The organism is Paenibacillus sp. FSL K6-1122 (assembly GCF_037977015.1).
GTDB lineage: Bacteria > Bacillota > Bacilli > Paenibacillales > Paenibacillaceae > Paenibacillus > Paenibacillus amylolyticus.
The window spans coordinates 4,952,970-4,976,993 of record NZ_CP150272.1; the positions used below are offsets into that span (position 1 = coordinate 4,952,970).

18 protein-coding genes are annotated in these 24,024 nt (G+C 46.7%); all 18 read right to left on the bottom strand.

Annotation, left to right across the window (positions count from 1 at the left end; all coding sequences use genetic code 11):
- Nucleotides 1-6: 6 nt before the first annotated feature.
- Nucleotides 7-912, bottom strand: a complete 906-nt coding sequence (gene murB, locus NSQ20_RS22315) for a UDP-N-acetylmuramate dehydrogenase (RefSeq protein ID WP_076250757.1) — start codon at nucleotides 910-912, stop codon at nucleotides 7-9.
- A 149-nt stretch (nucleotides 913-1,061) separates the two neighbouring features.
- The gene (murG, locus tag NSQ20_RS22320) at nucleotides 1,062-2,171 is read right to left on the bottom strand and encodes an undecaprenyldiphospho-muramoylpentapeptide beta-N-acetylglucosaminyltransferase (protein WP_036674835.1); all 1,110 of its coding nucleotides are present in this window, start codon (nucleotides 2,169-2,171) and stop codon (nucleotides 1,062-1,064) included.
- A 7-nt stretch (nucleotides 2,172-2,178) separates the two neighbouring features.
- A complete protein-coding gene (spoVE, locus tag NSQ20_RS22325) occupies nucleotides 2,179-3,276 on the bottom strand; it encodes a stage V sporulation protein E (protein WP_047843749.1) in 1,098 nt (365 codons plus the stop codon).
- A gap of 48 nt (nucleotides 3,277-3,324) precedes the next feature.
- The gene (gene murD, locus NSQ20_RS22330) at nucleotides 3,325-4,746 is read right to left on the bottom strand and encodes a UDP-N-acetylmuramoyl-L-alanine--D-glutamate ligase (protein WP_340030899.1); all 1,422 of its coding nucleotides are present in this window, start codon (nucleotides 4,744-4,746) and stop codon (nucleotides 3,325-3,327) included.
- A gap of 3 nt (nucleotides 4,747-4,749) precedes the next feature.
- Nucleotides 4,750-5,718, bottom strand: a complete 969-nt coding sequence (gene mraY, locus NSQ20_RS22335) for a phospho-N-acetylmuramoyl-pentapeptide-transferase (protein ID WP_047843751.1) — start codon at nucleotides 5,716-5,718, stop codon at nucleotides 4,750-4,752.
- Nucleotides 5,719-5,730: 12 nt separating this feature from the next.
- The gene (gene murF / locus NSQ20_RS22340) at nucleotides 5,731-7,143 is read right to left on the bottom strand and encodes a UDP-N-acetylmuramoyl-tripeptide--D-alanyl-D-alanine ligase (protein ID WP_340033050.1); all 1,413 of its coding nucleotides are present in this window, start codon (nucleotides 7,141-7,143) and stop codon (nucleotides 5,731-5,733) included.
- Complete coding sequence (locus tag NSQ20_RS22345) at nucleotides 7,143-8,630, bottom strand: UDP-N-acetylmuramoyl-L-alanyl-D-glutamate--2,6-diaminopimelate ligase (protein ID WP_340030900.1); 1,488 nt, start codon at nucleotides 8,628-8,630, stop codon at nucleotides 7,143-7,145. The genes murF and NSQ20_RS22345 overlap by 1 nt, the downstream gene beginning before the upstream one ends.
- Nucleotides 8,631-8,770: 140 nt before the next feature.
- Entirely contained in the window at nucleotides 8,771-10,723 is a 1,953-nt protein-coding gene (locus NSQ20_RS22350; protein WP_340030901.1) for a stage V sporulation protein D, read from the bottom strand.
- Between the two features lie 94 nt (nucleotides 10,724-10,817).
- Nucleotides 10,818-13,151, bottom strand: a complete 2,334-nt coding sequence (locus tag NSQ20_RS22355; protein ID WP_340030902.1) for a penicillin-binding transpeptidase domain-containing protein — start codon at nucleotides 13,149-13,151, stop codon at nucleotides 10,818-10,820.
- 12 nt (nucleotides 13,152-13,163) lie between these two features.
- Nucleotides 13,164-13,592, bottom strand: a complete 429-nt coding sequence (locus NSQ20_RS22360; RefSeq protein WP_036674831.1) for a hypothetical protein — start codon at nucleotides 13,590-13,592, stop codon at nucleotides 13,164-13,166.
- Between the two features lie 27 nt (nucleotides 13,593-13,619).
- On the bottom strand, nucleotides 13,620-14,570 hold the full coding sequence (gene rsmH / locus NSQ20_RS22365; protein WP_036674830.1) for a 16S rRNA (cytosine(1402)-N(4))-methyltransferase RsmH: 951 nt from the start codon (nucleotides 14,568-14,570) through the stop codon (nucleotides 13,620-13,622).
- Nucleotides 14,571-14,588: 18 nt separating this feature from the next.
- Nucleotides 14,589-15,026: a division/cell wall cluster transcriptional repressor MraZ gene (mraZ, locus tag NSQ20_RS22370; protein WP_017687291.1), complete on the bottom strand. Its 438-nt coding sequence runs from the start codon at nucleotides 15,024-15,026 to the stop codon at nucleotides 14,589-14,591.
- 273 nt (nucleotides 15,027-15,299) lie between these two features.
- A complete protein-coding gene (locus tag NSQ20_RS22375; RefSeq protein WP_036614885.1) occupies nucleotides 15,300-16,565 on the bottom strand; it encodes an adenosylhomocysteinase in 1,266 nt (421 codons plus the stop codon).
- 44 nt (nucleotides 16,566-16,609) lie between these two features.
- Complete coding sequence (bshC, locus tag NSQ20_RS22380) at nucleotides 16,610-18,241, bottom strand: bacillithiol biosynthesis cysteine-adding enzyme BshC (RefSeq protein ID WP_076328092.1); 1,632 nt, start codon at nucleotides 18,239-18,241, stop codon at nucleotides 16,610-16,612.
- Nucleotides 18,242-18,398: 157 nt separating this feature from the next.
- Nucleotides 18,399-20,168 carry an ABC transporter ATP-binding protein gene (locus tag NSQ20_RS22385; protein ID WP_036614890.1) on the bottom strand — a complete coding sequence of 590 codons (1,770 nt, stop codon included), beginning with the start codon at nucleotides 20,166-20,168 and terminating at the stop codon, nucleotides 18,399-18,401.
- Between the two features lie 17 nt (nucleotides 20,169-20,185).
- Nucleotides 20,186-21,112, bottom strand: coding sequence for an ABC transporter permease (locus NSQ20_RS22390; protein WP_017687287.1), 927 nt, complete (start codon nucleotides 21,110-21,112; stop codon nucleotides 20,186-20,188).
- 2 nt (nucleotides 21,113-21,114) lie between these two features.
- A complete protein-coding gene (locus NSQ20_RS22395; RefSeq protein WP_036614893.1) occupies nucleotides 21,115-22,047 on the bottom strand; it encodes an ABC transporter permease in 933 nt (310 codons plus the stop codon).
- Nucleotides 22,048-22,236: 189 nt separating this feature from the next.
- Nucleotides 22,237-23,934: a peptide ABC transporter substrate-binding protein gene (locus NSQ20_RS22400; protein WP_076328093.1), complete on the bottom strand. Its 1,698-nt coding sequence runs from the start codon at nucleotides 23,932-23,934 to the stop codon at nucleotides 22,237-22,239.
- Nucleotides 23,935-24,024 lie beyond the last annotated feature (90 nt).

The following is a 24,024-nucleotide window of genomic DNA, read 5'->3' on the forward strand; positions in this document are numbered from 1 at the left end:
CGGGGTTTACCGCTCACCCACTACGAAGACTTCCGGTACCAGGTTAATACCGTTTTGAGATGATATAGTGCTCTGTATCTGCTGCATTAGGGTGATAACGTCCTCTGCTGTTGCTTGGCCTGTATTAACAATGAAATTGGCATGCATGGTGGATACCTGTGCGCCTCCCTGGGTCATTCCTTTCAGCCCTGCTGCTTCAATCAGGCGGGCTGCATGATCACCCGGTGGATTTCGGAATACACTACCTGCACATGCCATCTGCAGTGGCTGTGTGCGGCGCCGGCGATCTTTGTAAGCCGCCATCGTTTCCGAAATGACGTTGCGCTCTCCATGCTGGAGTTCAAATGTAGCTTCCAGCACGATGCCTCTCCGATCATGCAGAACAGAGTGGCGGTAGGCAAAATCCATGTCCTCCTTGCTGTAACGTACCAATTCCCCTGTCTCCAGTACAATCTCAGCGAATTTGAATATCCGTGACACATCCGATCCATGCGCGCCTGCATTCATGTATACGGCTCCACCGACAGTGCCGGGGATACCGCTGCCGAATTCCAGACCGGTCCATTCCTTTTTGGCAGCAACCACACTGAGTTTTACAAAAGAATGCGCCGCTCCGGCGGTTACACCGCCTTCGTGAAATTCGGCATAATCAAAGCCCTCGCCTGGTTTCACCACCACACCACGTATTCCTTTGTCTGACACCAGCATGTTTGAGCCCCGCCCAAGTTGCATCCACGGAATCTGATACGTGTGAAGCAATTGAACGAGATTCATCATCTGCTCTTTATTCTCGGGAATGACCAGTGCATCCGCAGGACCGCCGATCTTCCATGTGGTGTATTTGGCTAGCGATTCGTTTTCAAGAACTCTGCCAACATTATTCTGGGATAGTAACGATATCCACTGATGCATGTTTGCTTCCTCCTTTGCTTCAAAACCGATGAGCACGGTATCTTCTGTTGTTACAGACCGTGTTCTGGCGCCATGGAACGATGGTCACGATTTATACGGTATCTTATGTCAGCCCCGTCTTGTGTGTGACAATCGCCCACAATCACACTTTATCGGCGTGCAGCAAGACGCTGAATTTCATGAACAAGCACTTCAGCTGCATCGGGTTTCCCCAGTTTCCGGGAGGCTTCAGCCATTCGTTTGCGTCCCGATTCATCATTCATAATCTTGGCGATGGCTTCATACAGGACTTTGCCTGTAAGATCCTTCTCCAGCATCGTGAGTGACGCGCCTCCACCCTCAAGCGTGCGTGCATTGGCTTCCTGATGATTATTAGTCACGTTAGGTGATGGAATCAGAATCGAAGGAATACCCAGTGATGTAATCTCCGCAAGGAATGATGCACCGGCGCGGTTTACAATCAAGGATGTGCAGGCAAGCACCTCAGGCATATTATGCACGTAAGGCAGGACATGCAGGTGGTTTGGCATCGTACCCAATGAGCTGCGAATGGCTTCACGCGTTTCATCAAAATAGGTATCCCCTGTCACATAAACGACATGTACATCGTCCAGTTGTTCCAGCATTGGAGCCATGTCCACCATGGCCTGATTGATTGCTTTTGCCCCGCGACTGCCACCAACCACAAGAACAACACGGCTGTTCATCGGTACACCTAACGTGGCAAAACCACGATCACGGCTAGCCTGGGCTACCGTAGTCGCTCGCGGATTACCGGTGTAGATCACCTTTTTTGCGCCGGAAAACGATTTTTCAGAACCTTCAAAGCTAACGGCAACCGTGTCCACATAACGCATCAAAAATTTGTTCGTCAGACCAGGGATGGCGTTCTGTTCATGAATTATACTCGGAATCCCCAGTTTTGTTGCTGCATACACCACAGGTCCACACACATATCCACCTGTACCAATCACAACATCCGGTTTGAATTCCTTCAGCATTTTTTTGGACTTGCGTACACCTTGAATGAAACGCATGACCGTTTTCAGGTTTTCGATGGACAATTTCCGTCGAAAACCCGTAATATCAATGGATTTAAAAGGAATATTTTCTTGGGGAACCAGTTTACTTTCCAGCCCTCTGGTTCCTCCGATGTATAGAAATGTCGAGTCCGGATTCTCCGCCTCGCATTGTCTTGCTATGGCAACGGCCGGATAGATATGTCCACCCGTACCGCCACCGCTTAGAACGACTCGCATCGCATAGTCACCTCGCATAACGGGATAAATTCACTAAAATGCCCAGTGCTGTGAGCATGAGGGTCAATGATGATCCGCCGTAACTGATCAGAGGCAATGTAATGCCCGTAACAGGCATCATGCCAATGACAACACCAATGTTAATAATGACCTGTACGGCGACCATACCTACGATACCAACACCAAGCAGACTGCCGAAGGCATCCGGAACGGTCATGGCTACACGCATCCCTCTCCACACCAGCACCAGAAACAACAATAATACAATCATTCCACCTATAAAGCCGAGTTCTTCGGCCAAAATACTAAAAATAAAGTCCGTTTGCGGTTCAGGTACATAACTGTACTTCTGCCGGCTCATACCCAGTCCCAATCCCGCCAGTCCACCAGGACCAATTGCGTATAAGGATTGAATGATCTGATATCCGGCACCCAGCGGATCGGACCACGGGTCCAAAAACGCTGTGATACGCTGCAACCGATAGGGTGCTGCTGCAATCAAAGCTGCAAACCCCGCTACGCCGCCAAGAGCAAGCAAGCTCAGATGTTTCATTCGCGCTCCGGCTGTGAAAATAATAAGCATCGCTGCGCCCATCATTACGGTGCCAGTCCCCAAATCAGGTTGCAGCATAATAATCCCAAAAGCCAAACCGATCAATCCCAGCGGTGGCAGAAGCCCCGTTGTGAAGGTTTTGATTTTGCCCGGTTCCTTGCTCAGCCAGTGAGCGAGAAACAGAATCATGCCCAGCTTCATGAATTCTGAGGGCTGAATACCGAACGAACCAATGCCCAGCCAACTTCGTGCACCACCGCGAACCACACCGATTCCAGGAATGAGCACCGCAATGAGCATAATAAAACAGGCAATCAATATAGGCTTGGCATATTTCCTCCACACCCGGTAGTCTACATTAGCAGTTACGAACATGGCCACAAGCCCAAGCACCGCAAACAGGGCCTGTCTTTTTACAAAATAAAATGAATCGCCATAGTCATGAAAGGCAAGCACCGAGCCCGCACTATATACCATAATAATGCCGATGGCAAGCAATGCCAAAATACAAATCAGCAACCAAATATCTGGTGCCGGTCGCGTCTGTTTCATCAGGAGGCCACCCCTTGCATGGAAGTAGGGGCTTTTCCACCCCCCTACTTACAAGTTATGCGCCGCCTCTTTAAAAATGCGTCCCCGCTCTTCATAGGAAGCAAACATGTCCCAACTTGCACATGCCGGGGATAACAAAACGACATCACCGGCACTTGCAAGCTTCGATGCTTCCTGCACAGCAACGGTTAACGTCCGGGCAGCGTCCTCCTCATTATCGACGACCTTAATTTGCTTTAATCCGGCAAGTTCCGCGACCTTGGCAATTTTTGTCCGTGTCTCTCCAATTGCAACGACAGCTTTTACCCGTTCCTGGAACAAGGGTAACAACTCCATCATGTCTGACCCGCGATCCAACCCGCCAGCAATTAATACGACCGGTTCCTTGAACGAATTCAGGGCCATAACCGTAGCTTTCGAATTGGTCGCTTTGGAGTTGTTGTAGTACGCAGAGCCATTATGCTCTAGAACGTATTCAAGTCGGTGTTCAACCGCCTTGAAATCTGCAAGCGGAGCAGCCAGCACTGCAGGATCAGCTCCTGCCGATACGGCAATGGCCACAGCGGCCATTGCATTTTCCACATTGAATTGTCCAGCGATGCCAATGTTCTCGATGTCAATAATGGTGTGGTGATTTCCCTTTTCATCCGCGTAGATAATCTGACGCTTCACATCATCCTCTTCTCCATCCACATAAGGAGGATCTGCATACACACCTACATCCAACTTCTCAATCATTGAGAAGGGAAGCAATCTGCCTTTGATGTAAGGAACCAGACCACGACATACCGCATCATCCCAATTCAGAATGGCCACGTCGTCAGGCTGCTGATTCGCGAACAGTTTCGCTTTGGAAGCCACATAATCATCCAGATCCCCATGATAGTCCAGATGCGTCTCTGCAACGTTAAGCAAGCTGGCAATCCGGGGACGGAAATCAACCGTTCCTTTGAGCTGGAAACTGCTAAGTTCAACAACCATCCAGTTATCTGGAGAAGCTTGCTCTGCCGCTTCACAGAGAGGTGTTCCGATATTACCGGCAACGATCGGGTTGAGGCCGGCATGTTCCAACATTTCCCCCACCCAAGTGGTTGTTGTTGTTTTGCCGTTCGAACCCGTAATCCCGATCATGGGTGCAGCACATAGATGATAAGCAACCTCTACTTCGGTCACCACTTCAATGCCCAATGCCAAAGCTTGCTGCACAGGAGCAGCATGGTATGGGATACCCGGGTTTTTGACAACCAGCTTCACACCACTGTGAATCAGATCATCCGGATGCCCTCCGCATACAACAGAAATTCCCAAAGCCTCCAATTCGGAAGCTTCGGGACATTGATCTCTCTCTTTTTTATCATTTACTGTAACCTTCGCTCCGGCGCGATCCAGCACCTTGGCGACCTGTACGCCGCTTTTGGCCAATCCGAGCACGACTACTTGTTGTCCGCGATATGATTCAGGATGGTTCATGATCTACAACCCCTTGTTGAGATAAAGTCCAAGAGCGGCCAAAATTGCGCCTACCGCCCAAAAGGTAATAACAACCCGCCATTCTGACCAACCACTTAATTCAAAGTGATGGTGAATGGGGCTCATTTTGAATACACGCTTGCCACGAGTCTTGAAAGATACCACTTGAATGATGACAGACAGGATCTCGATAACAAAAATACCGCCAATGATGACAAATAGAAGCTCTGTTTTGGTTACAATGGCTACCGCACCAATCGCACCGCCAATCCCGAGAGAACCGGTGTCTCCCATAAACACTTTGGCCGGATGTGCATTGTATACCAGAAAACCGAGTACGGCTCCGATCATCGCTGCTGCACACACTGCTGCAGGCATTGATGTAGCTTGCATCGCCACAATGGCAAACGCACCAAAGGCAATCGCACTTACCCCTGACAGCAAACCATCCAGACCGTCGGTAAAGTTAACCGCATTGGTAATGGCAAGCATCATGAATACGACAAAAGGATAATAGAACCATCCGGTCCAGTCAAACGAGAATGACGTTCCCGGAATAGAGATGGCTGTGCTGTGTCCATTCTGGATCAGCAAGAAACACATCACTGCACTGAAGAACAATTGGCCCAGCATTTTTTGTCTGGCCGTCAGTCCCAGCGAACGTTTGAATACAATTTTGATGTAATCATCCAGGAAGCCAATGAGCCCGAATCCCAGCGTAGCCACGAGCAAGACATAAAAGTCTGTATTCTTGACTGCCGAAAATTTCAAAAAGGCCAATGTGAACGCAACTAAAATGACGACTCCACCCATTGTAGGTGTTCCGCTTTTTTTCAAATGGCTCTGAGGCCCATCTTCCCTAACTTGCTGTCCGAATTTCATCCGGCGTAACAGCGGAATCAGGAGCGGTGCGGCAATCACCGCCAGAATAAATGAAACGCCGATTGTTAACAGTAATACCTGAAAATCCATGGGTTCACCCCTCTAGTCTACTCGATTCTGTAATGGTGCTATTTGTAGTGCTTCGACCACGTCCTCCAGCTTCATGCCTCTTGAGGCTTTGAACAAAACAACGTCTCTGGGATGTAGTTTCTCCAGTAGATAACGGGTCATTTCTTCTTTATCTATAAAAGCATGCACAGCCTCTGTAGGCATATGCTTGCTTGCTCCTTCAGCAATCTTGGCTGATAGCGGACCATATACCAGCACCATGTCCATTTTGGCCGATGTGATATACTCTCCGATTCCGTAATGCAGATCCTGCTCTTGGGGACCGAGTTCAAGCATATCACCAAGCACAGCCACTTTCATGCGGTATCCTTTCAGACCTTCTAGTACATCGATTGCGGCCTTCATGGAGGTTGGACTTGCATTGTATGCATCATTCAGCAGGGTTAGACCACTAAGGCCTTGCGTAACCTCAATACGCATGCCTGTCAGTTTCAAGCGAGACAATCCCGCGGCAATCTGCTCCGTCGTCACTTTAAAATGACGGGCTACTGCCAAAGCAGCCAGACAGTTAACGACATTATGCGTTCCTAGCAGAGGTAGCGTAAAAGCATGTTCTCCAGACTGTTTGGTAGTGAAAACTACCCCGTTCTGCGCATTCATAAGTCCGGTAGGATAGTCATCATTATCGGTTTGCAGACCAAATGTAAACCGCTGCAATCCATCGGGTTGTTTCGTTGCGGGTTCTTCAAGGACTTGTGCAATTAAAGGCTCGTCTCCGTTGTAGATCAGTAACCCGCCAGGCTTCAATCCCGCGGCAATCTCGGCTTTGGCTCTGGCTATCTCCAGTCTGGACCCCAGCTGAAGCAGATGTGATTCACCAATATTGGTAATGACCGCTACATCAGGCTGCGCAATAACCGACAGATCGTTAATTTCCCCGCGACCACTCATACCCATCTCCAAAATGATAATCTCGGTATCCGGGTCCATGCTTAGTACAGTCAGTGGTAAACCAATGTGATTATTGAAGTTGCCTTGCGTCTTATGCACTTTGAACGTCGTTGAGAGAATGGCATCCACGATGTCCTTTGTTGTTGTCTTGCCGTTGCTGCCTGTAATGCCGACTACAGCCGCTTTATTCTCCGTTAGATAAGCAGATGCGAGTGCTTGCAGTGCGACAAGTGTGTCGTCAACAACAATGACAGCTCCTTGTGGCGGAATACCATGATCCTTTTGCCAGATCGCCCCTGCAGCCCCCTTCTCTAAACAGGTTTGCACAAATTCGTGTCCGTCAAACCTTTCACCCACTAGCGGGATAAACAAACTGCCTTCAAGAGGTTTACGCGAATCGGTAAACACCCCTTCGACCATTACATTGCCATGAGCGGCAACGTCACTTAATGTTCCTCCACACATCTCGGCCAATTGTGCCAATGTTCTTTTTATCAATTGGATTTGCCCCTTATCGCTTCTTTGGCTATGATTCGGTCATCAAAATCGGTTTTGGTTGTGCCGATAATCTGATAGGTCTCGTGACCCTTGCCCGCAATCAATACTACATCGGCTGGGCTTGCCATTTCAATAGCTTCATGAATCGCCTGGCGCCGATCCACAATCATCGTATAACGTTCAGCAGGAACGGATTCTTCAATCAGGCCCTGTTCAATGTCTTTGAGAATCAGATCCGGATCTTCTGTCCGTGGATTATCGGAAGTAACCAGTACAAAATCACTATAATTCGCAGCAATTTTCCCCATGAGAGGACGTTTCGTACGGTCCCTGTCACCACCACAACCAAACACGCAGATTACACGCCCTTCGGCAAATTCTTTCACCGTCCGCAGCACATTCTCCAGTCCATCCGGTGTATGGGCATAATCGACAATAACAGCAAATGGCTGTCCTTCGTCCACTCCTTCAACACGTCCATCCACGCCCGGAACCGTCTCCAGACTGCGCTTGATCTCTTCCAGCGGAATACCTTCCACCAGCGCTGCAGAGATGGCTGCCATTGCATTGTACACATTGAATTTGCCTACCATGCGCAAGCGAATATCCGTGCTGCCTGCAAATGTATCCACGTGGAAAGAAGTTCCCTGAGACGTGATTGAGATTTGGGATGCGCGTACATCCGCCTTTTCACCCATGCCATATGTAATCACTTCAGCCGCAGTCACAGAGATGAAATAAGCCGCAGCCGGATCATCTGCATTGATAACAGCGAATTTACGCCGTGAAGCATCTTCCGTATAGCCGTTACCCAGTCGTGCGAAGAACAATCCTTTGGCCCCGCGATATTCCTCCATGGAATGGTGGTAGTCCAAATGATCTTGCGTCAAGTTAGTGAATACCGCAGTACGGAAATTTGTTCCCTTTACTCGCCCTTGTTCCAATGCGTGAGAAGAAACTTCCATAACACAGCAGTCCGTACCCTTCTGAACCATATCATGCAGACTACGCTGCAGATCAAGCGCCTCTGGTGTTGTTCCTGACATCGGGTAGGTGCGACCGTCATACCGCATTTGAATAGTACCGATCAATCCCGTCTTGCGTCCGTAATCACTCATGATTTTTTCAATCAAATAGGTGGTCGTTGTTTTTCCGTTCGTTCCCGTTACACCAATCATATTCATCTTCTGGCTTGGCGAGTCAAAAAAGAAATCTGCCAAAACAGCCATCGCAAATCGGCTATCCTTCACCAGCAATTGTGGTACAGGCAGATCCAGCTGCCGTTCAACCACTAATGCAACTGCACCGGCATTTACAGCTTTTTCTGCATAATCATGACCATCTACTGTATGTCCCGGAAGACAGATAAACAGATCACCCGGTTTTACCTGCCGGGAATCTGTCTGAAGGTTTTGGCATTCTGTATTTGATTCGCCCACGAGGCGGGCGGTGGTCAGCATCGATGCAAATTGTTTTAAAAGCACATGAATAACCTCACTTTTCCAATTATACTTCTGTTTTAACATATGTCTGTATTTATTAATATCGTCAATACAACCCAATAATGAAACGCACCTGGATGAATTTTGTTGCGCTAGAAGCTTCAAACTACCCCTAAGCCCCGTTATTCATCCTTTGTGTGATCATGTGCATCGTTAAGTACATTCCCCATATAAATGCGGATGGTTGATCCCTGATCTACCCTCGCCCCAGGTTTAGGTGCCTGATTAATCACGTATTTACCACTGCCAGACTTCGCCAGCATAAAATTCATGTTCAGGTCTTCGTACAGATCTTCAACAGTAGCTCCTGTCAGGTCTGGGACTGTCACGATTTTGGTTTCACCATACTTGTATTCTTTGGCGACCTGATCCTTCCGAACAGGTACATTCATATAGTGCAAAGCATCTTCAAGGATGTTCTGTACAATCGGGGCGGCAACCACACCTCCGAACTGTATTCCTTTGGGATTATCCACTGCGGTATAGACTACAATCTGTGGATCATCTGCCGGTGCAAATCCGATAAAGGATACGATATGCTCGGTTGAGGAATAACGTCCGTTGATGACCTTCTGGGCTGTACCTGTTTTACCACCGACCCGGTACCCATCAATGAATGCCGGACGCCCGGTACCTTTTGCAACAACACTCTCGAGTGCTTCACGTACTTGTTTGGATGTATTCTCCGAGATCACCTGACGAACCAGCTCCGGCTTGGCTTCTTCCATGACTTCCCCTGTGACCTGATGGACCCACGCTTTCGTAACATAAGGCTTGTAAAGTTTACCCCCATTGATGGCCGCTGACACAGCTGCTACTTGCTGAATGGGCGTTACGGATACACCTTGACCAAAAGCCGTCGTTGCAAGCTCGACAGGTCCCACTCTGGACAGTTTGAACAGAATTCCACTGGCTTCTCCGCTGAGGTCGATCCCTGTCTTGGTACCGAAACCAAAGTCTTTAATATAGGAGAAGAGCGATTCTTTGCCCAGCCTCTGCCCCAAAGCCACAAAGCCCGGGTTACATGAGTTCTCCACAACTTGTAAGAAGGTCTGACTTCCGTGGCCGCCCTTTTTCCAGCAACGCAGACGAGCTCCACCCACCTCAACGTATCCGGGATCAAAAAATTGATCCTGTTGCAGATTGACCTTTTTCTCTTCAAGCGCTGCTGCCAAAGTAATGATCTTAAATGTTGAGCCCGGCTCGTAGGTCATCCAGATCGGTAAATTGCGATTGTATATCTCCGCTGGATATTGCTGATAATCGGCAGGTTCGTATCCCGGTCTACTGGACATCCCCAAAATTTCACCCGTTTTGGGATTCATCGCTATGGCCAATGCTGAGTTCGCCTGGAACTTCACCATGGCCTGATCCAGTTCTCTCTCCATGATGGACTGAATGGATTTATCAATGGTCAGCTTGAGGTTAAGGCCGTCCTTCGGTTCCACATACTTCTCGGATGAGCCCGGCATTAGCCTTCCGGCCGCATCGGACAAGTAGGACACACTGCCATTCAAACCATTCAGCTTATCATCATATTTCTTCTCGACACCCGTTAAGCCCTGATTATCAATGCCCGTAAAACCAAGAATATGGGCAGCCAAATCATCATAAGGATAAAAACGTTTATTGTCTTCAGCAACAACGATACCCGGAAGCTTCAAATCACGGATGCGCTGAGCTTTCTCCATCGTAATTTTGCGGCCGCCGGGTTGTAGTCGTACAATGAGTTCTCGTTTCTTGATGGTTGCGAGCACTTTTTCTTCCGTCATCCCAAGCAATGGGGCCAGCGCTTTAGCCGTCGTTTCAGCTTCTTTCACCTGAGCCGGAATGGCCATAATGGTTGGTGTTGTCACATTATAGGCCAGAGAGGTTCCATTTCGATCCAGGATCTCCCCTCGCTTGGCTGAGTAAGGAATATTACGCCGCCAGGATTCTTCTGCTTTTGCTGACAATTCAGGGCCTTCCCCGAGCTGTACATAAGCAAGCCTGATCATCAGGGCCGAAAATAACAAAACTAAAATCATTAAACTCCATAGCAACCTGCGCCGCAGATTTACGCTTGATCCCTTCACGAAAAGATCCCCCCACTCGTCCCAAAATCATGACATTCGTTCCATTCATGAATATTCAGGACAACCGGGGGTTAGAACAAGCTGTCAGAGCTCCCTAAGGAAGCGTAGCTCCGTTTGTTGCTGGATCGTCAGAGGATTCGGTTTCATTGGCAGGAGCCTTGTTGTTATCTGTTTCGTCTGTTTCGTCGGTTTTAACTTCTCCGGCCGAAGCCTCTTGTTCCTTCACTTCAGCTTCTGACGACGGATCAGAAGAGATTGGAGCCTCATCGGCTATACCTGTCACTGCAGCTTTGGCAGTTTGCAAGTTCAACTGCACAGTTCTCTGCTCACCTGCGACCTGCTCGGTTTGTTTCACGACATAACCCTCACCCTTGACTGTAACCCCCACTTTCATGAGAGAAAGTACTTCTAGGGCATCACGGAGAGATTCACCTGTTAGATCGGGAATCTTCATCTTGCTGCTTTCTTCCGTTAGCAGATAGATTCGTTGGCCTGGATTCATAGAAGCGCCAGCAACCGGATACTGCCGAATTACATTATCACCTTGACCAAGAGTCACATAAGCAATACCTGCGCTTAGAAGCTGGCTTCTGGCTTGTTTGGCTGTCTTGCCACTTAAGTCAGGCGCCTTGGCTTGCACGACAGAGACTTCTTTTGACTTTTTGTCAGGAGTTTTGGCTGTATCTTTGGGTATTCCCATGTATTGAAGAGTCTGGCTGACAATCTTTTTGAACACCGGCGCAGCTGCGGTTCCTCCCCCAATGTTGGTTCCATCCGGTTGGTCAATGACAACAAGTATAGCAATCTTCGGATTATTCACGGGCGCGAATCCAATAAACGATACAACGTCTTTTGACTTGCTGTATGCTCCGTTAACAACCTTTCTTGCTGTACCTGTCTTACCAGCTACACGGTAACCTTCAATATAGGCGTTACGACCGGTACCAATCGTTTGGTCTGCAACCACTTGTTCCAGATAACCGCTCACCAGTTTGGAAGATTCCTTGGAAATCACCTGACGAACAACTTTGGGTTTGATGACTTCCGTTGTTCCATCATTCGGGTTCTTGATCTCCTTCACCAGATGTGGCTCCAGCAATTTGCCGCCGTTGGCAATCGCAGAGATGGCTGCGACCTGTTGAATTGGTGTTACCTGTACAAGACCGTGACCGTAAGCAGCAGTAGCAATCTCGGATTTGTAAACCAGTGGCTTGATCGGGGACGCTGCCTCATTTGGCAGATCAATACCCGTCTTTTTGCCGAAGCCGAATTCGTCTATGTAATGACGCAGACGTTCACCGCCAAGCATGTTGTAACCCAAGTTAACAAAAGCAATGTTACTTGACCGTTTGACACCTTCGAGATACGAGATCCAACCATAGGAATGACCATTATCACTAATCGGGAAACCACCGATATACATACGTTTGGATTCAAAACTTGCATTGGGATCGAAGAGTTTTTCTTCAACAGCCCCTGCTAGCGTAACTATTTTGAATGTACTCCCTGGCTCATAGATTGATTGAGTAGCATGGTTGATAAAATTCTTTTGATCAGGTGTACTCCCATACGTATTCGGGTTAAAGGTTGGCCAGTTCGCCATCCCTAGAATCTCCATCGTGTTTGGGTCCGCGGCAATGACCGTCATGCTCAGTGGATTATACTTGGCAACGGCTTCTTTCATTGCATCCTCAATGTAGAACTGGATCGTATCATCGATGGTCAGCGTAAGGTTATTACCGTTCTGAGGTGGCAGATAGTTATCCTGTGAATCCGGAAGTTTAATGCCTTTGGCATCCTTCTGATAATTCAAATATCCATCTGTACCTGTCAGTGCTTCATCATATGAGACTTCAAGTCCATTGACAGCTTTCCCATCACGGCTCATATATCCCAAGAGGTGAGAAGCAAGTGTTTCTTCAGGGTAAAAACGCTTCGACTCCTGAGCCATCACAATTGCATTACGAGCCTTGTACTCTTCTTGTAATTCCTCACGCAGTTCGTTGACTTTTTCCGCAAGCTCTGGACTTATCTTATATCCTTCACTCCGTACTTCACGTTGCTGAAAAAACTCACCATCTTTTTTCTTCGCTGTGACCAAAGCACGCATCTCACTCTCATTTTTCCCAAGAAGGGTAGAGAGTTTCTCCGTAACAACATCCTGAATTCCGAGTTCATTAATTAATAACGGATTAACAGAAACCGTATACGCAGGGGCATCGGTAGCCAAAATATTACCATTTCGATCCGTAATCGTTCCACGTGCAGCCTTAATCGTCTGTTCCCGCTCTACCAAACCGGCTGCCCGTTTCTGCCATTCACCGCCATTCACAACCTGAATGAAAAAGATTCGGGTTACGAGTACAAGAAAAAAGAGGGTAATACATCCCCCTATAAGCAACGTGCGCATCTTTATTCTTTTTATCATCGGAACACCTCTTTACTTACTGCTTGCTGTATTCGAGGACGACTCAGTGCCAGTTGATTTCGTACTTGTTGAGCGAGGTACATAAATGACATCCTTACCGGAAGCTTCAACGTAACCAAGTTGTTTTGCATTTTCGATGACCTGGTTGTTCAATGTTTCTTTTTCCACCTGCAGGTCTGCAATCGTCTTTTCATACCCCTTGATATCCGAAATAGTGGACTGCGCCTGCTTGTTCAGATCATAGATATGAGCATAACGAGACATCAAGGCTCCTCCAACAAGGATAACTGCAACCAGGGTAATCAGATACAAAATCTTCTCGCGTGCCGGAAGACCCGTACGACGGGTCACCACTTTGGTGGTTTCTTTGTATCGTTGCTGGGTCACACGTTCCTGGGACGCTTTTTCTTTTACAGCGAGATTACCACGTGTATATGCCATACTCCGATTCTCTCCTCCACTCTTGATCTACAATTTCTCGGCTACGCGCAGCTTGGCTGAACGAGCACGTGAATTTTCGGTCAATTCCGTTTCCGTTGGAATCAACGGTTTTCTGTTAACTAAACGCAGGGTCCCCTTGCCGCCGCATACACACAACGGAAAATCGGGTGGACATGTACATTTTTCCAGATAACTGCTGAAAATCTGTTTACATATCCGATCCTCAAGGGAGTGGAAGGTAATAACAGATACACGTCCTCCTGGTGCCAGACAACGAACAGCCTGATGTAAGCCTTCTTCAAACGCACCCAACTCATCGTTGACGGCAATGCGTAATGCCTGGAAGCTGCGTTTGGCAGGATGTCCACCTGTACGGCGAGCTGCCGCCGGGATGCCTTCCTTGATCAGTTCCACGAGTTCACCTGTCGTCTCAATGGTAGATTGCGCTCGTTTTCCCACGATAACACGGGCAATTCTTCTCGAAAACTTCTCTTCACCATAGCGATACAAAATTCGAGCAATCTCTTCTTCTGGCCACTCATTCACAATCTCTTTGGCCGTCAGCATTGCATCCTGGTCCATTCGCATATCGAGCGGAGCATCGTGATTGTAGCTGAATCCACGTTCTCCTTCATCAAATTGCGGGGATGACACACCCAAGTCGTACAAAATACCGTCGACCTGTGGTACACCATCCTTCATTGGTACATCCAGATCCTTGAGTACCTGTTCCAGATCCCGAAAATTGGTTTTCACCAATGTTACACGTTCTCCATAAGCTGCGAGCTTCTCGCGAGCATTATCCAAAGCCCAATCATCCTGATCAAGTGCGATCAGACGTCCCCCTGGACCGAGCTTGGAAGCAATCACGGAGCTATGTCCGCCACCGCCTAAAGTGCAGTCCACGTATATACCGTCCTGCTTGATGTTTAATCCCTCTGTTGCCTCTTCTTTGAGTACGGTTATGTGGTGAAACAACCTGCACCCCTCCTGACTTTATAAATCAAAATTAAAATCGACCAGCTTTTCGGCAATGTCGTTGAATGCTTCTTCGGATTGATTGAAATAACTCTCCCATATGCCTTTGCTCCAAATCTCCACCCGGTTCGACACGCCAAGAACAACACAATCCTTGTCCAGCTTGGCATACTCTCTTAAATTGCCCGGCAGATTTACCCTGCCCTGTTTGTCCAGTTCACATTCGGTTGCACCCGAGAAAAAAAATCGGGTAAACGCACGTGCATCAGATTTCATCAATGGCAGTGCTTTGAGCTTCTGTTCCATGACCCCCCACTCCTCCATGGGGTACACGAAAAGACACTGGTCCAAACCCCGTGTGACAACGAAAGACGGTCCCAGAGATTCGCGGAATTTAGCCGGAATGATAACCCGACCCTTATCATCAATGCTATGTTGGAACTCCCCCATAAACATTGGCCCACTCACTCCTCACCCGTTTCTCCCACTTTGCCCCACTTTCCACCACCTAAGCATAATAGATTCGCACAAAAAAATCAAAACCCTTCTTGCATGACTTGATTTTTTAATTTTTCAGCATAAAAAAACGTCCTTGATCCTGTCACTCAGGATCAAAGACGCTTCCCTTAAACGGGCAATCGTATGTCTACCCGCACATGAGCCATATCATCAATAAACCATTCTATGCCTATTGAATCATTTCATCAGCTTGTAATTATTGGATAGTGCTTAAAATTTCCAGCTATCCAGGTATTTCACTTGCTCAGCTGACAAGGAGTCGATGCCAATATTCAGGCTTTCAAGTTTATAGCTGGCAACCTGCTGATCAATATCATAAGGTACATTAACAACGTTTTTACCCAAGTTTTCATAATTCTCACTTACATAACGCAGACCAAGCGCCTGCAGGGCAAACGTCGTATCCATGATTTCGGCAGGGTGACCATCTGCTGCACCCAGGTTCACAAGACGACCTTCTGCAAGAAGATACATTTTACGACCGTCTTTGAAACGATATTCCTCAATGTTGCGACGAACTGTGCGAATCGATTCCGAACGTTTAGCCAGTTCAGGTTTATTCACTTCAACATCAAAGTGACCCGCATTACTCAGGATCGCTCCGTCCTTCATCACATCGTAATGCTCACCTGTGATAACATCCTTATTGCCTGTAACTGCAATAAAGAAATCGCCCAATTTGGCGGCTTCCACCATCGTCATGACCCGGAACCCGTCCATGTGTGCTTCTACCGCTTTGATTGGATCGATCTCGGTTACGATCACATTGGCACCAAGACCTTTGGCGCGCATCGCTACACCTTTACCACACCAGCCATAACCTGCTACCACTACGTTTTTACCAGCGATAACCAAGTTAGTTGTACGAATGATCCCGTCGAATGCAGATTGTCCAGTACCGTAGCGATTGTCAAACAGATACTTGCAGTATGCGTCATTAACCGCAACCATCGGAAACTTCAATTGGCCTTCTTTCGCCAATGCTTTCAAACGGATAATACCCGTTGTCGTTTCTTCTGCTCCTCCGCGAATTGTTGCTGCGAGGTCAGGGCGCTCGGATGCAATAATGGTTGCAAAGTCTCCACCATCATCAATAATGAGATCAGGCTTCACCTCAAGCGCACGCAGTTGCAGTGATTTGAATTCCGCAGGCTCCGGATTGTACTTCGCATACACCGTAACCCCGTCTTCCACCAATGCTGCGCAAACATCATCTTGTGTAGACAATGGATTGCTATGCGTAATGGTTACTTCTGCACCACCCGCTTGGATCACTTTTGCCAAGTAAGCTGTTTTCGCTTCCAGATGAAGACAAATGGCAACCTTCAAACCTTTGAAGGGCAGATCCTGTTCGAACTGGCGACGAATGCGGTTTAGTACCGGCATATGCGCTTCTACCCAATCAATTTTCAGGTGACCCTCTGAAGCGAGTCCCATATCTTTAACAATACTGTTTTGCAATGCAGGTGTAGTCATTTCACGTCCTCCTCGTTTATGTTTTTCTTCTATTATAAAGGGCTCTACAGTGCAATAACCTTATGCTCTCCAAGGAATTCACTTGAGGCCTTAATCAGTTCATCGATCCACTCGGTGCCATAACGATTCAGGTAAAAGAGTGCATTATGTACTCGTTCCTGTGGTTTGCCCGTTGGGAATAAGGAGTTCTGAATGCCGTTCCAGTGCCTTAGACTCACATTGTGTTTATCTTCGATAGCTTTGTGAGTCTGCTGTTTCAGATACTGCATTTGCTCGTTGATTTTACTCAAATTGGTGTCGCCAATTCGTTCCAGCCCCGGATGAATCTCCGCGATCTCATCTAGCAACGGTCCATACAGATCAAGAAACGCTTCCTGAACCTTGTCAAACTGTTCATCTACCTGGAACGTCTCCTGCTGTGCGAGCCATTGCTCCTTCTTTTCTTCCATATGATATTGAACATCCTGAAAAGAAAGTCCATATTGTTTCATATGTTTGTGATGAATATCTTCCATAATGGTGAAAGACAACCGCGGCAACAAAATGGGCATTTGCAGGCCGAACTGACGGAATGCTTCCCGAGTCAAACCCCAATATGCAATTTCACCTTGCCCCAAAATAGCAGCGGCTACAGGCAACACGGAATCTTGCATTAATGGTCGTGTCAATACGTTATTACTGAAGCGCTCCGGATGTTCTCCCAGTTCCTGAAGCAGAAGTTCCTCTGTGAAAGAAACCAAACCTTTGCGATCACTATATAAACCGTCCTTCAACAACAAGAGTAGACGCGTACCTTCATGAATGTAGAATAGATTGGCTCCATCCTCCGCTACTTCGGCAGGCATAGCATAACCAGCTTGTTGTACCAGCGAAGCACCTTGTGTGTATGCGCTGCGCAGTACTTCATTTTTTCGTATCAACCGCTCAAACACGGGCTGTTCCAACCTGCGTAAATCTGGATCCGATGCATCCATTAGAACAAGTCCACTGCTGGCAAACAAAGCAGATATCATGCGGGCAAATGCATCACTCAGATTTGAACTGGATTGATGGATCTCTGTGATGCATTTCATCAGTCCTGGTTTATGTATCGTATCAGGTAAAAGATGTTCCACCTGTTCGAGTACATTCATCCACTGCTGCGTATCCACATGAACATTACTCACAGAATCCCTTCCTGCGAATCGTCCTTGTAACTTAACCTTGTTCATGTCTCCCTGACGATCAGGTAGATATGTGTGGTTAACCTCATCCCAGTCATGGTCTTCACCGGCAATCCAAAATACTGGGACTACCGGGCGTTGAAGTCTTTCTTCCGCTTCACGCGCAGCTGCCACTACGCTGGCGGCTTTGTATATGACGAACAGTGGTCCGGTGAGCAGACCGCTCTGCTGTCCTCCTGTAACCACTAGTGCATCTTGTTCTGCAAGACGTGTGATGGACGCATGAACCTCTCCATGGTCGTTCACCCGCTTATTATATATACGTAAATACTCTGCCAGATCACGACGATCAATACGTGTGTTTTCCGATTGGTCCAGCCACTCGGCACGCGCCTGAAGTCCTGATTCCCAGCGAATGTCATACTCGTAAAGGCCACGCGCAGCATCTCTTGAACAGATATAATCTTCTGCAAGTCTTGATCCGCTGCGGAGTGCCTCGGTAATACCGTTCATGAGGTCTGCCTCCTATTCTGCTTCAAAGAGCCTTTCTTGATTGTACCGAATTCAGGGCCGCTTCGTCAAAAGAAAGTAATTAAAATACGAAAAAAACCGCCGAACGAGTCGGCGGCATTTAATACATCAATAATAGCATATCGCTTTAATATTCCTATTATACGTAAGGTTCTGCAACCCAGTGACCTTTGGAAACCTCAATCAATTGAGAATTTTCCAGGTTGTACGGATCATTTGCAGGACCGCCAGATCCGTTCTGAATCGGGCTCATATGCTCTTCCGGCAGCAAGATGCGACGTTTGTTCGCTTCCACTTCCGGATCAGGTACAGGGATCGCGGAAAGCAATGTTTTGGTATAAGGGTGGACAGGGTTCGCATATAGTTCTTCACTTTCTGCGAGCTCAACCACTTTACCCATGTACATTACAGCTACACGGTCACTGATATGTTTAACCATTGACAAGTCATGCGCAATAAACAGGTATGTCAAGCCGAGACGTTGCTGAAGTTCTTCAAGCAATTTAACGACCTGTGCCTGAATGGATACATCCAGTGCAGACAATGGCTCATCACAGATGATGAATTTAGGGTCTACAGCAAGTGCACGCGCAATCCCGATCCGTTGTCTTTGACCACCGGAGAATTCATGTGGATAACGAAGTGCATGACTTGGATTCAAACCTACCAGATCAAGCAGTTCCTCCACTCGTCTCTTGCGCTCTTTAGAGCTGGAAGCCAGACCATGAATATCGAGTGACTCCCCGATAATATCCATAACATTGAAACGCGGGTTAAGAGATGCATATGGATCTTGGAAAATCATCTGCATATCTTTACGCATTTCTTTCATTTTGCGCGGGGACAACTTGTAGATATCCGTTCCGTTGAAGTTAACATTTCCGCCAGTTGGCTCATAAAGACGCAGAATGGTACGACCTGTTGTGGATTTACCACAGCCAGACTCGCCTACAACGCCAAGTGTTTCACCTTCAAAGATATCAAAGCTTACGTCATTGACCGCTTTGAGAATGTTACCTTTACCCAAATTAAAGTACTGTTTCAAGTTTTTCACTTGTACCAGAGGCTTATTGCTGCCTTTGATAATACCAGCCGGAGCTGGTTTTTCCTTTTTGGGCTCGTCCAGACGTGGCAAGGCATTCAGCAATTTAATGGTGTATGGATGTTGAGGGTTACTAAAGATTTCTGCAGTTGTTCCTGTTTCAACAACTTCGCCTTCCTTCATAACAACAACACGGTCACACATACCCGCTACGACACCAAGGTCATGCGTAATCAGCATGATCGATGTTCCCAGCTTTTGCTGCATGTCTTTCATGACATCCAGAATTTGAGCCTGAATTGTAACGTCAAGTGCAGTTGTCGGCTCATCCGCAATCAGAAGGGATGGACGACATGCAAGCGCGATCGCAATCATGGCACGCTGACGCATACCACCAGAGAATTGGTGAGGATAATGATTCATGCGAATAGCCGCATTTTTAATACCTACAAGTTCCAGCATCTCCAAAGCCGCTTTATTCGCCGCTTGTTTGGACATGTTCTGATGCTTGCGCAATACTTCAGTAATTTGTTTACCAATTTTAATGGTAGGATTCAATGAAGTCATTGGATCTTGGAAGATCATACCGATATCTTTACCACGAATCGCTTCCATTTGTTTGTCTGTCTTATTCAGCAGGTCTTGCCCGTGAAAAGTAATTTCTCCGCTTTTGACCTTCGAAGGCGGGGAGGGAATCAATTTCATGATGGTTTGGGCGGTAACACTCTTACCACTACCCGATTCACCTACGATCCCCAGCGTCTCTCCTTTGCCAAGTTCAAAACTCACATGTTTAACGGCATCAAATTCACCAGAACGTGTTGAGAACGACACACTCAGGTCTTTGACAGTTAAAATCGGCTCCATAATCCCACCTCCTGTTTCTATTTACGTAATTTCGGATCGAGTGCGTCACGCAGACCGTCTCCGAGCAAGTTAAATGCAAGCATTGTAAGAACCATCAGGCCTGCTGGGAACCACATCCGCCACGGGAATAGCGTCCAGCCTGTAAGTGCATCATTGATCATAGAACCAAGTGAAGATCTTGGTGCTGATACACCCAATCCAAGGAAGCTCAGGAACGCTTCAGCAAAGATTGCATTTGGAATGGACAACGTCAATGTTACCAGAATCGGTCCTATTGCATTGGGCAACAAATGACGGAACAATTGACGCCCTGTGCTTGCTCCCATGGACCTTGCAGCAAGAATAAAGTCTCTGTTTTTGAGTTGCATAATTTCACCACGCACAATCCATGACATGCTGATCCAGCCTGTGATGGTGAGGGCAATGATAATCGTTGTCAGACTTGGTTCCAGTACAACCAGCAACAAAATTACAACAAGCATGTACGGCAAGGAGTAGAGGATTTCGGAAAACTTGTTCATAATTCCATCTACACGTCCACCATAGAAACCCATGATCGCTCCATAAATAACCCCGATAACAAGGTCAATCAAGGCTGCGGCCAAACCTACAGTAAGGGATACACGTGCTCCTACCCAAGTTCTTACCCACACGTCGCGACCAAGCTCGTCCGTACCGAACCAGTGCTCCGCACTCGGTGCTGCATTGGCATTCAACAAATCATTGGAATAATAATTATAACTTGTAAACAAAGAAGTTGGACCAATCAAAGAGAAAATCACGACAAGAACCAACACACTCAGACTGATCATTGCAGCCTTATTGGTTGCAAGTCTGTACATGGCATCTTTAAAAAGGGATACACTTTCTTGCGGTTTAACCGCTGCCTGACTAGTCAGGTTCGTGTTCGCCGTTTCATTCTTTTTATTATTCGTGCCAGACAACGTTATGCCCCCTTCCGGCTTTCCAGCTTAATTCTAGGATCAATCAGCACGTAAGCGATATCCGTAAAGAAACGAGCCAACATCAGGAGGATACCATAGAAAATCGTAATCCCCATGATCATAGTGTAATCACGGTTTGTGATACTCTCTACGAATACTTTACCAATTCCCCCGATGTTAAAGATCTGTTCAATTACAACGGAACCTGTGATGATATTCGCTGTCATTGGACCAACATAAGTTACTACTGGTAGAATACCGTTTCTTACAACGTGTTTAAACATGATTGCAGGCCATTTCAAACCTTTGGCTTTAGCTGTTTTGATATAATCTGCATGTAAAACTTCAAGCATGCTCGAACGCGTCAAACGAGCGATAAAAGCAATCGGAGATGCAGATAGCGCTGCAACCGGAAGAACATAATCCAATGGACCATCAAAGCCCATAACGTTAAACCAGCCTAATTTAGTAGCAAAGAGATACTGCAATAGTGACGCAAGCAAGAAGCTCGGAACAGCTATCCCTATGACAGCCAGGATCATCGTGATATCATCAATGAGTTTACGATGGTAAACTGCAGCAATAAGGCCCAGCAGAACACCCACGATAATGGAGATAACAATTGCAAACACTCCAAGCTTCAGCGAAGCGGTGAATGTTTCGCCGATCATTCCGGCTACATCTCGATTGAGATATTTCATTGAGACTCCGAAATCTCCCTTAATGATTCCACCCATATACTTCAGGTATTGTTCATACATCGGTTTGTCCAATCCATACTTCTGTTCCAGCAAGACCCGAATTTCAGGCGATACTTTTTTCTCAGATGTAAAAGGGTCACCCGGAATAGCCTTCATCAGGAAGAAGGTTGCAGATGCGAGTATGAAAAGCGATAGCAGCATAAATAATAGTTTTTTCAACACATACTTAACCAACCCTTGCACACCTCCACAAACAATATTTTGTATACAAATCGATTGTAGAATTAGACAGAAATAAAGTCCAATCCATTTATCGGAAATTTCAAGAATTATAAGGAAAATCGGTGCACATACAAAAAATCGGGATATATATGGAATTCCACATATATATCCCGAAGTATTCATATTAGACTTCAGAACAACTTATTTCTCTTCCAGATATGCACGAGTGTAGTCAATAGCTCCACTGAAATCAAGTTGTACACCTTTCAGGTAAGGCTTAGTCAAAGATACGTTAGTGTAATAATAGATTGGCATAACGCCCATTTCATCTTGAATCAGGATTTTCTCAGCGTCAGCAAATGCAGCCATACGTGCAGCTGGATCAGCAGATTTTACAGTTTCTTTAACATCTTTGTCATACTGTTCGTTGCTGAATTTGGAATCATTGTTTGTGTTTCCAGTAGTCCACATTTCCAAGAAGTTGTATGGATCGTTGTAGTCAGCAGACCAACCTGCACGAGCTACTTGGAAGTTTTGGTTTTGACGGTTCTCAAGGAATACGCCCCACTCTTGGTTTTCTGTTTTCACATCAACACCAAGATTTTGTTTCCACATGTCAGCAACCGCCAAAGCGATTTTCGCGTGACCATCACTAGTGTTGTAGATCAACGTAACAGCTGGCAATGTTGTGTAACCTTCTTCTTTCATACCTTCAGCAAGCAATGCTTTAGCTTCTTCAACATTTTCTGTGAAGTAATCGTCTTTGTGCTCATCACGGAATTCGCCGTTTTCACCACGGATACCTGGAGGTACAAAGCCGAATGCTGGAATTTGTCCACCTTGTGTAACTTTGTCAACAATCAGCTGACGCTGAATTGCCATTGCAAATGCTTTACGGATTTTTACGTTGTTAAATGGTGCTTCGTTTACGTTGAACTGATAGTAGTACGTACTTGCAATACCAGTAGCTTTGAACTCGTCCGGCAATTCCGCTTTTACAGAAGGAATTTGGTCGGATGGAATTTCACCGTTAGGTGCACCAGTGTAGTCCAATTGTCCTGATTTGTAAGCTTGCAGTTCGGAAGCACTGCTGTTTGTCAGAGACATATCGATTTGAGCCAATTTAATATCGGCAGCTGCATGGTAACCATCGTTTTTCTTCACAACAATTTTTTGACCTTTAGAGTATTGATCCATTACAAATGGTCCGTTAACGATCATGTTTTTGTAGTCTGTGAAGAATTTGTCATTGGTGTCAGCAGATGCATGTACTGGGTAGTACGTGTAGAATGCTGTCAGACCCAAGAAGTAAGGTGTTGGGTTTTCCAACGTTACTTCCAATGTGTGCTCATCAGTAGCTTTAACGCCTACTTGTGAGAAATCTGTGACTTTAGTACCTTTGTATGTTTCATCTTTGCTGAGGTTGTAACCTTCAGCACCTTTAATGTAGTACAATTGGTATGCATATGGAGAAGCTGTTTCCGGTTTCAAAGCACGTTCCCAAGAACGAACAAAGTCTTCGGCAGTGATTGCATCACCGTTGCTCCATTTAGCTTCCGGGTTCAGGTTGAAAACATATTTCAAACCATCTTCGGAAATTTTCCAGTCTTTAGCTACGCCTGCTTGTTCTTTACCATCAGCATCAATGCGTACAAGACCTTCGTACAAGAATTTCAGAACTGTGTTGGTTTGGCTGTCTTTTGCTTGAGCCGGGTCCAACGTAGGAGGTTCAGCTGACAGGTTGATTTTCAGAATTTGATCTTTAGCAAGACCATTTCCTTCGTTTGCAGAACCAGTATCGGTGTTACCTGTGCCTTCGTTTTTCGATCCGCACGCTGCAAGTACGGTACCGAACGCCAAAATCAGCGTCAAAAGGACTAATAGACTTTTCCTTTTCATCTAACACGTTCCCCCTAAATTGATATGGTTTATATGTTTATAGATTATACAACCACCGGTCAAAAAAATCTACATTACTTTTTCAGAAAG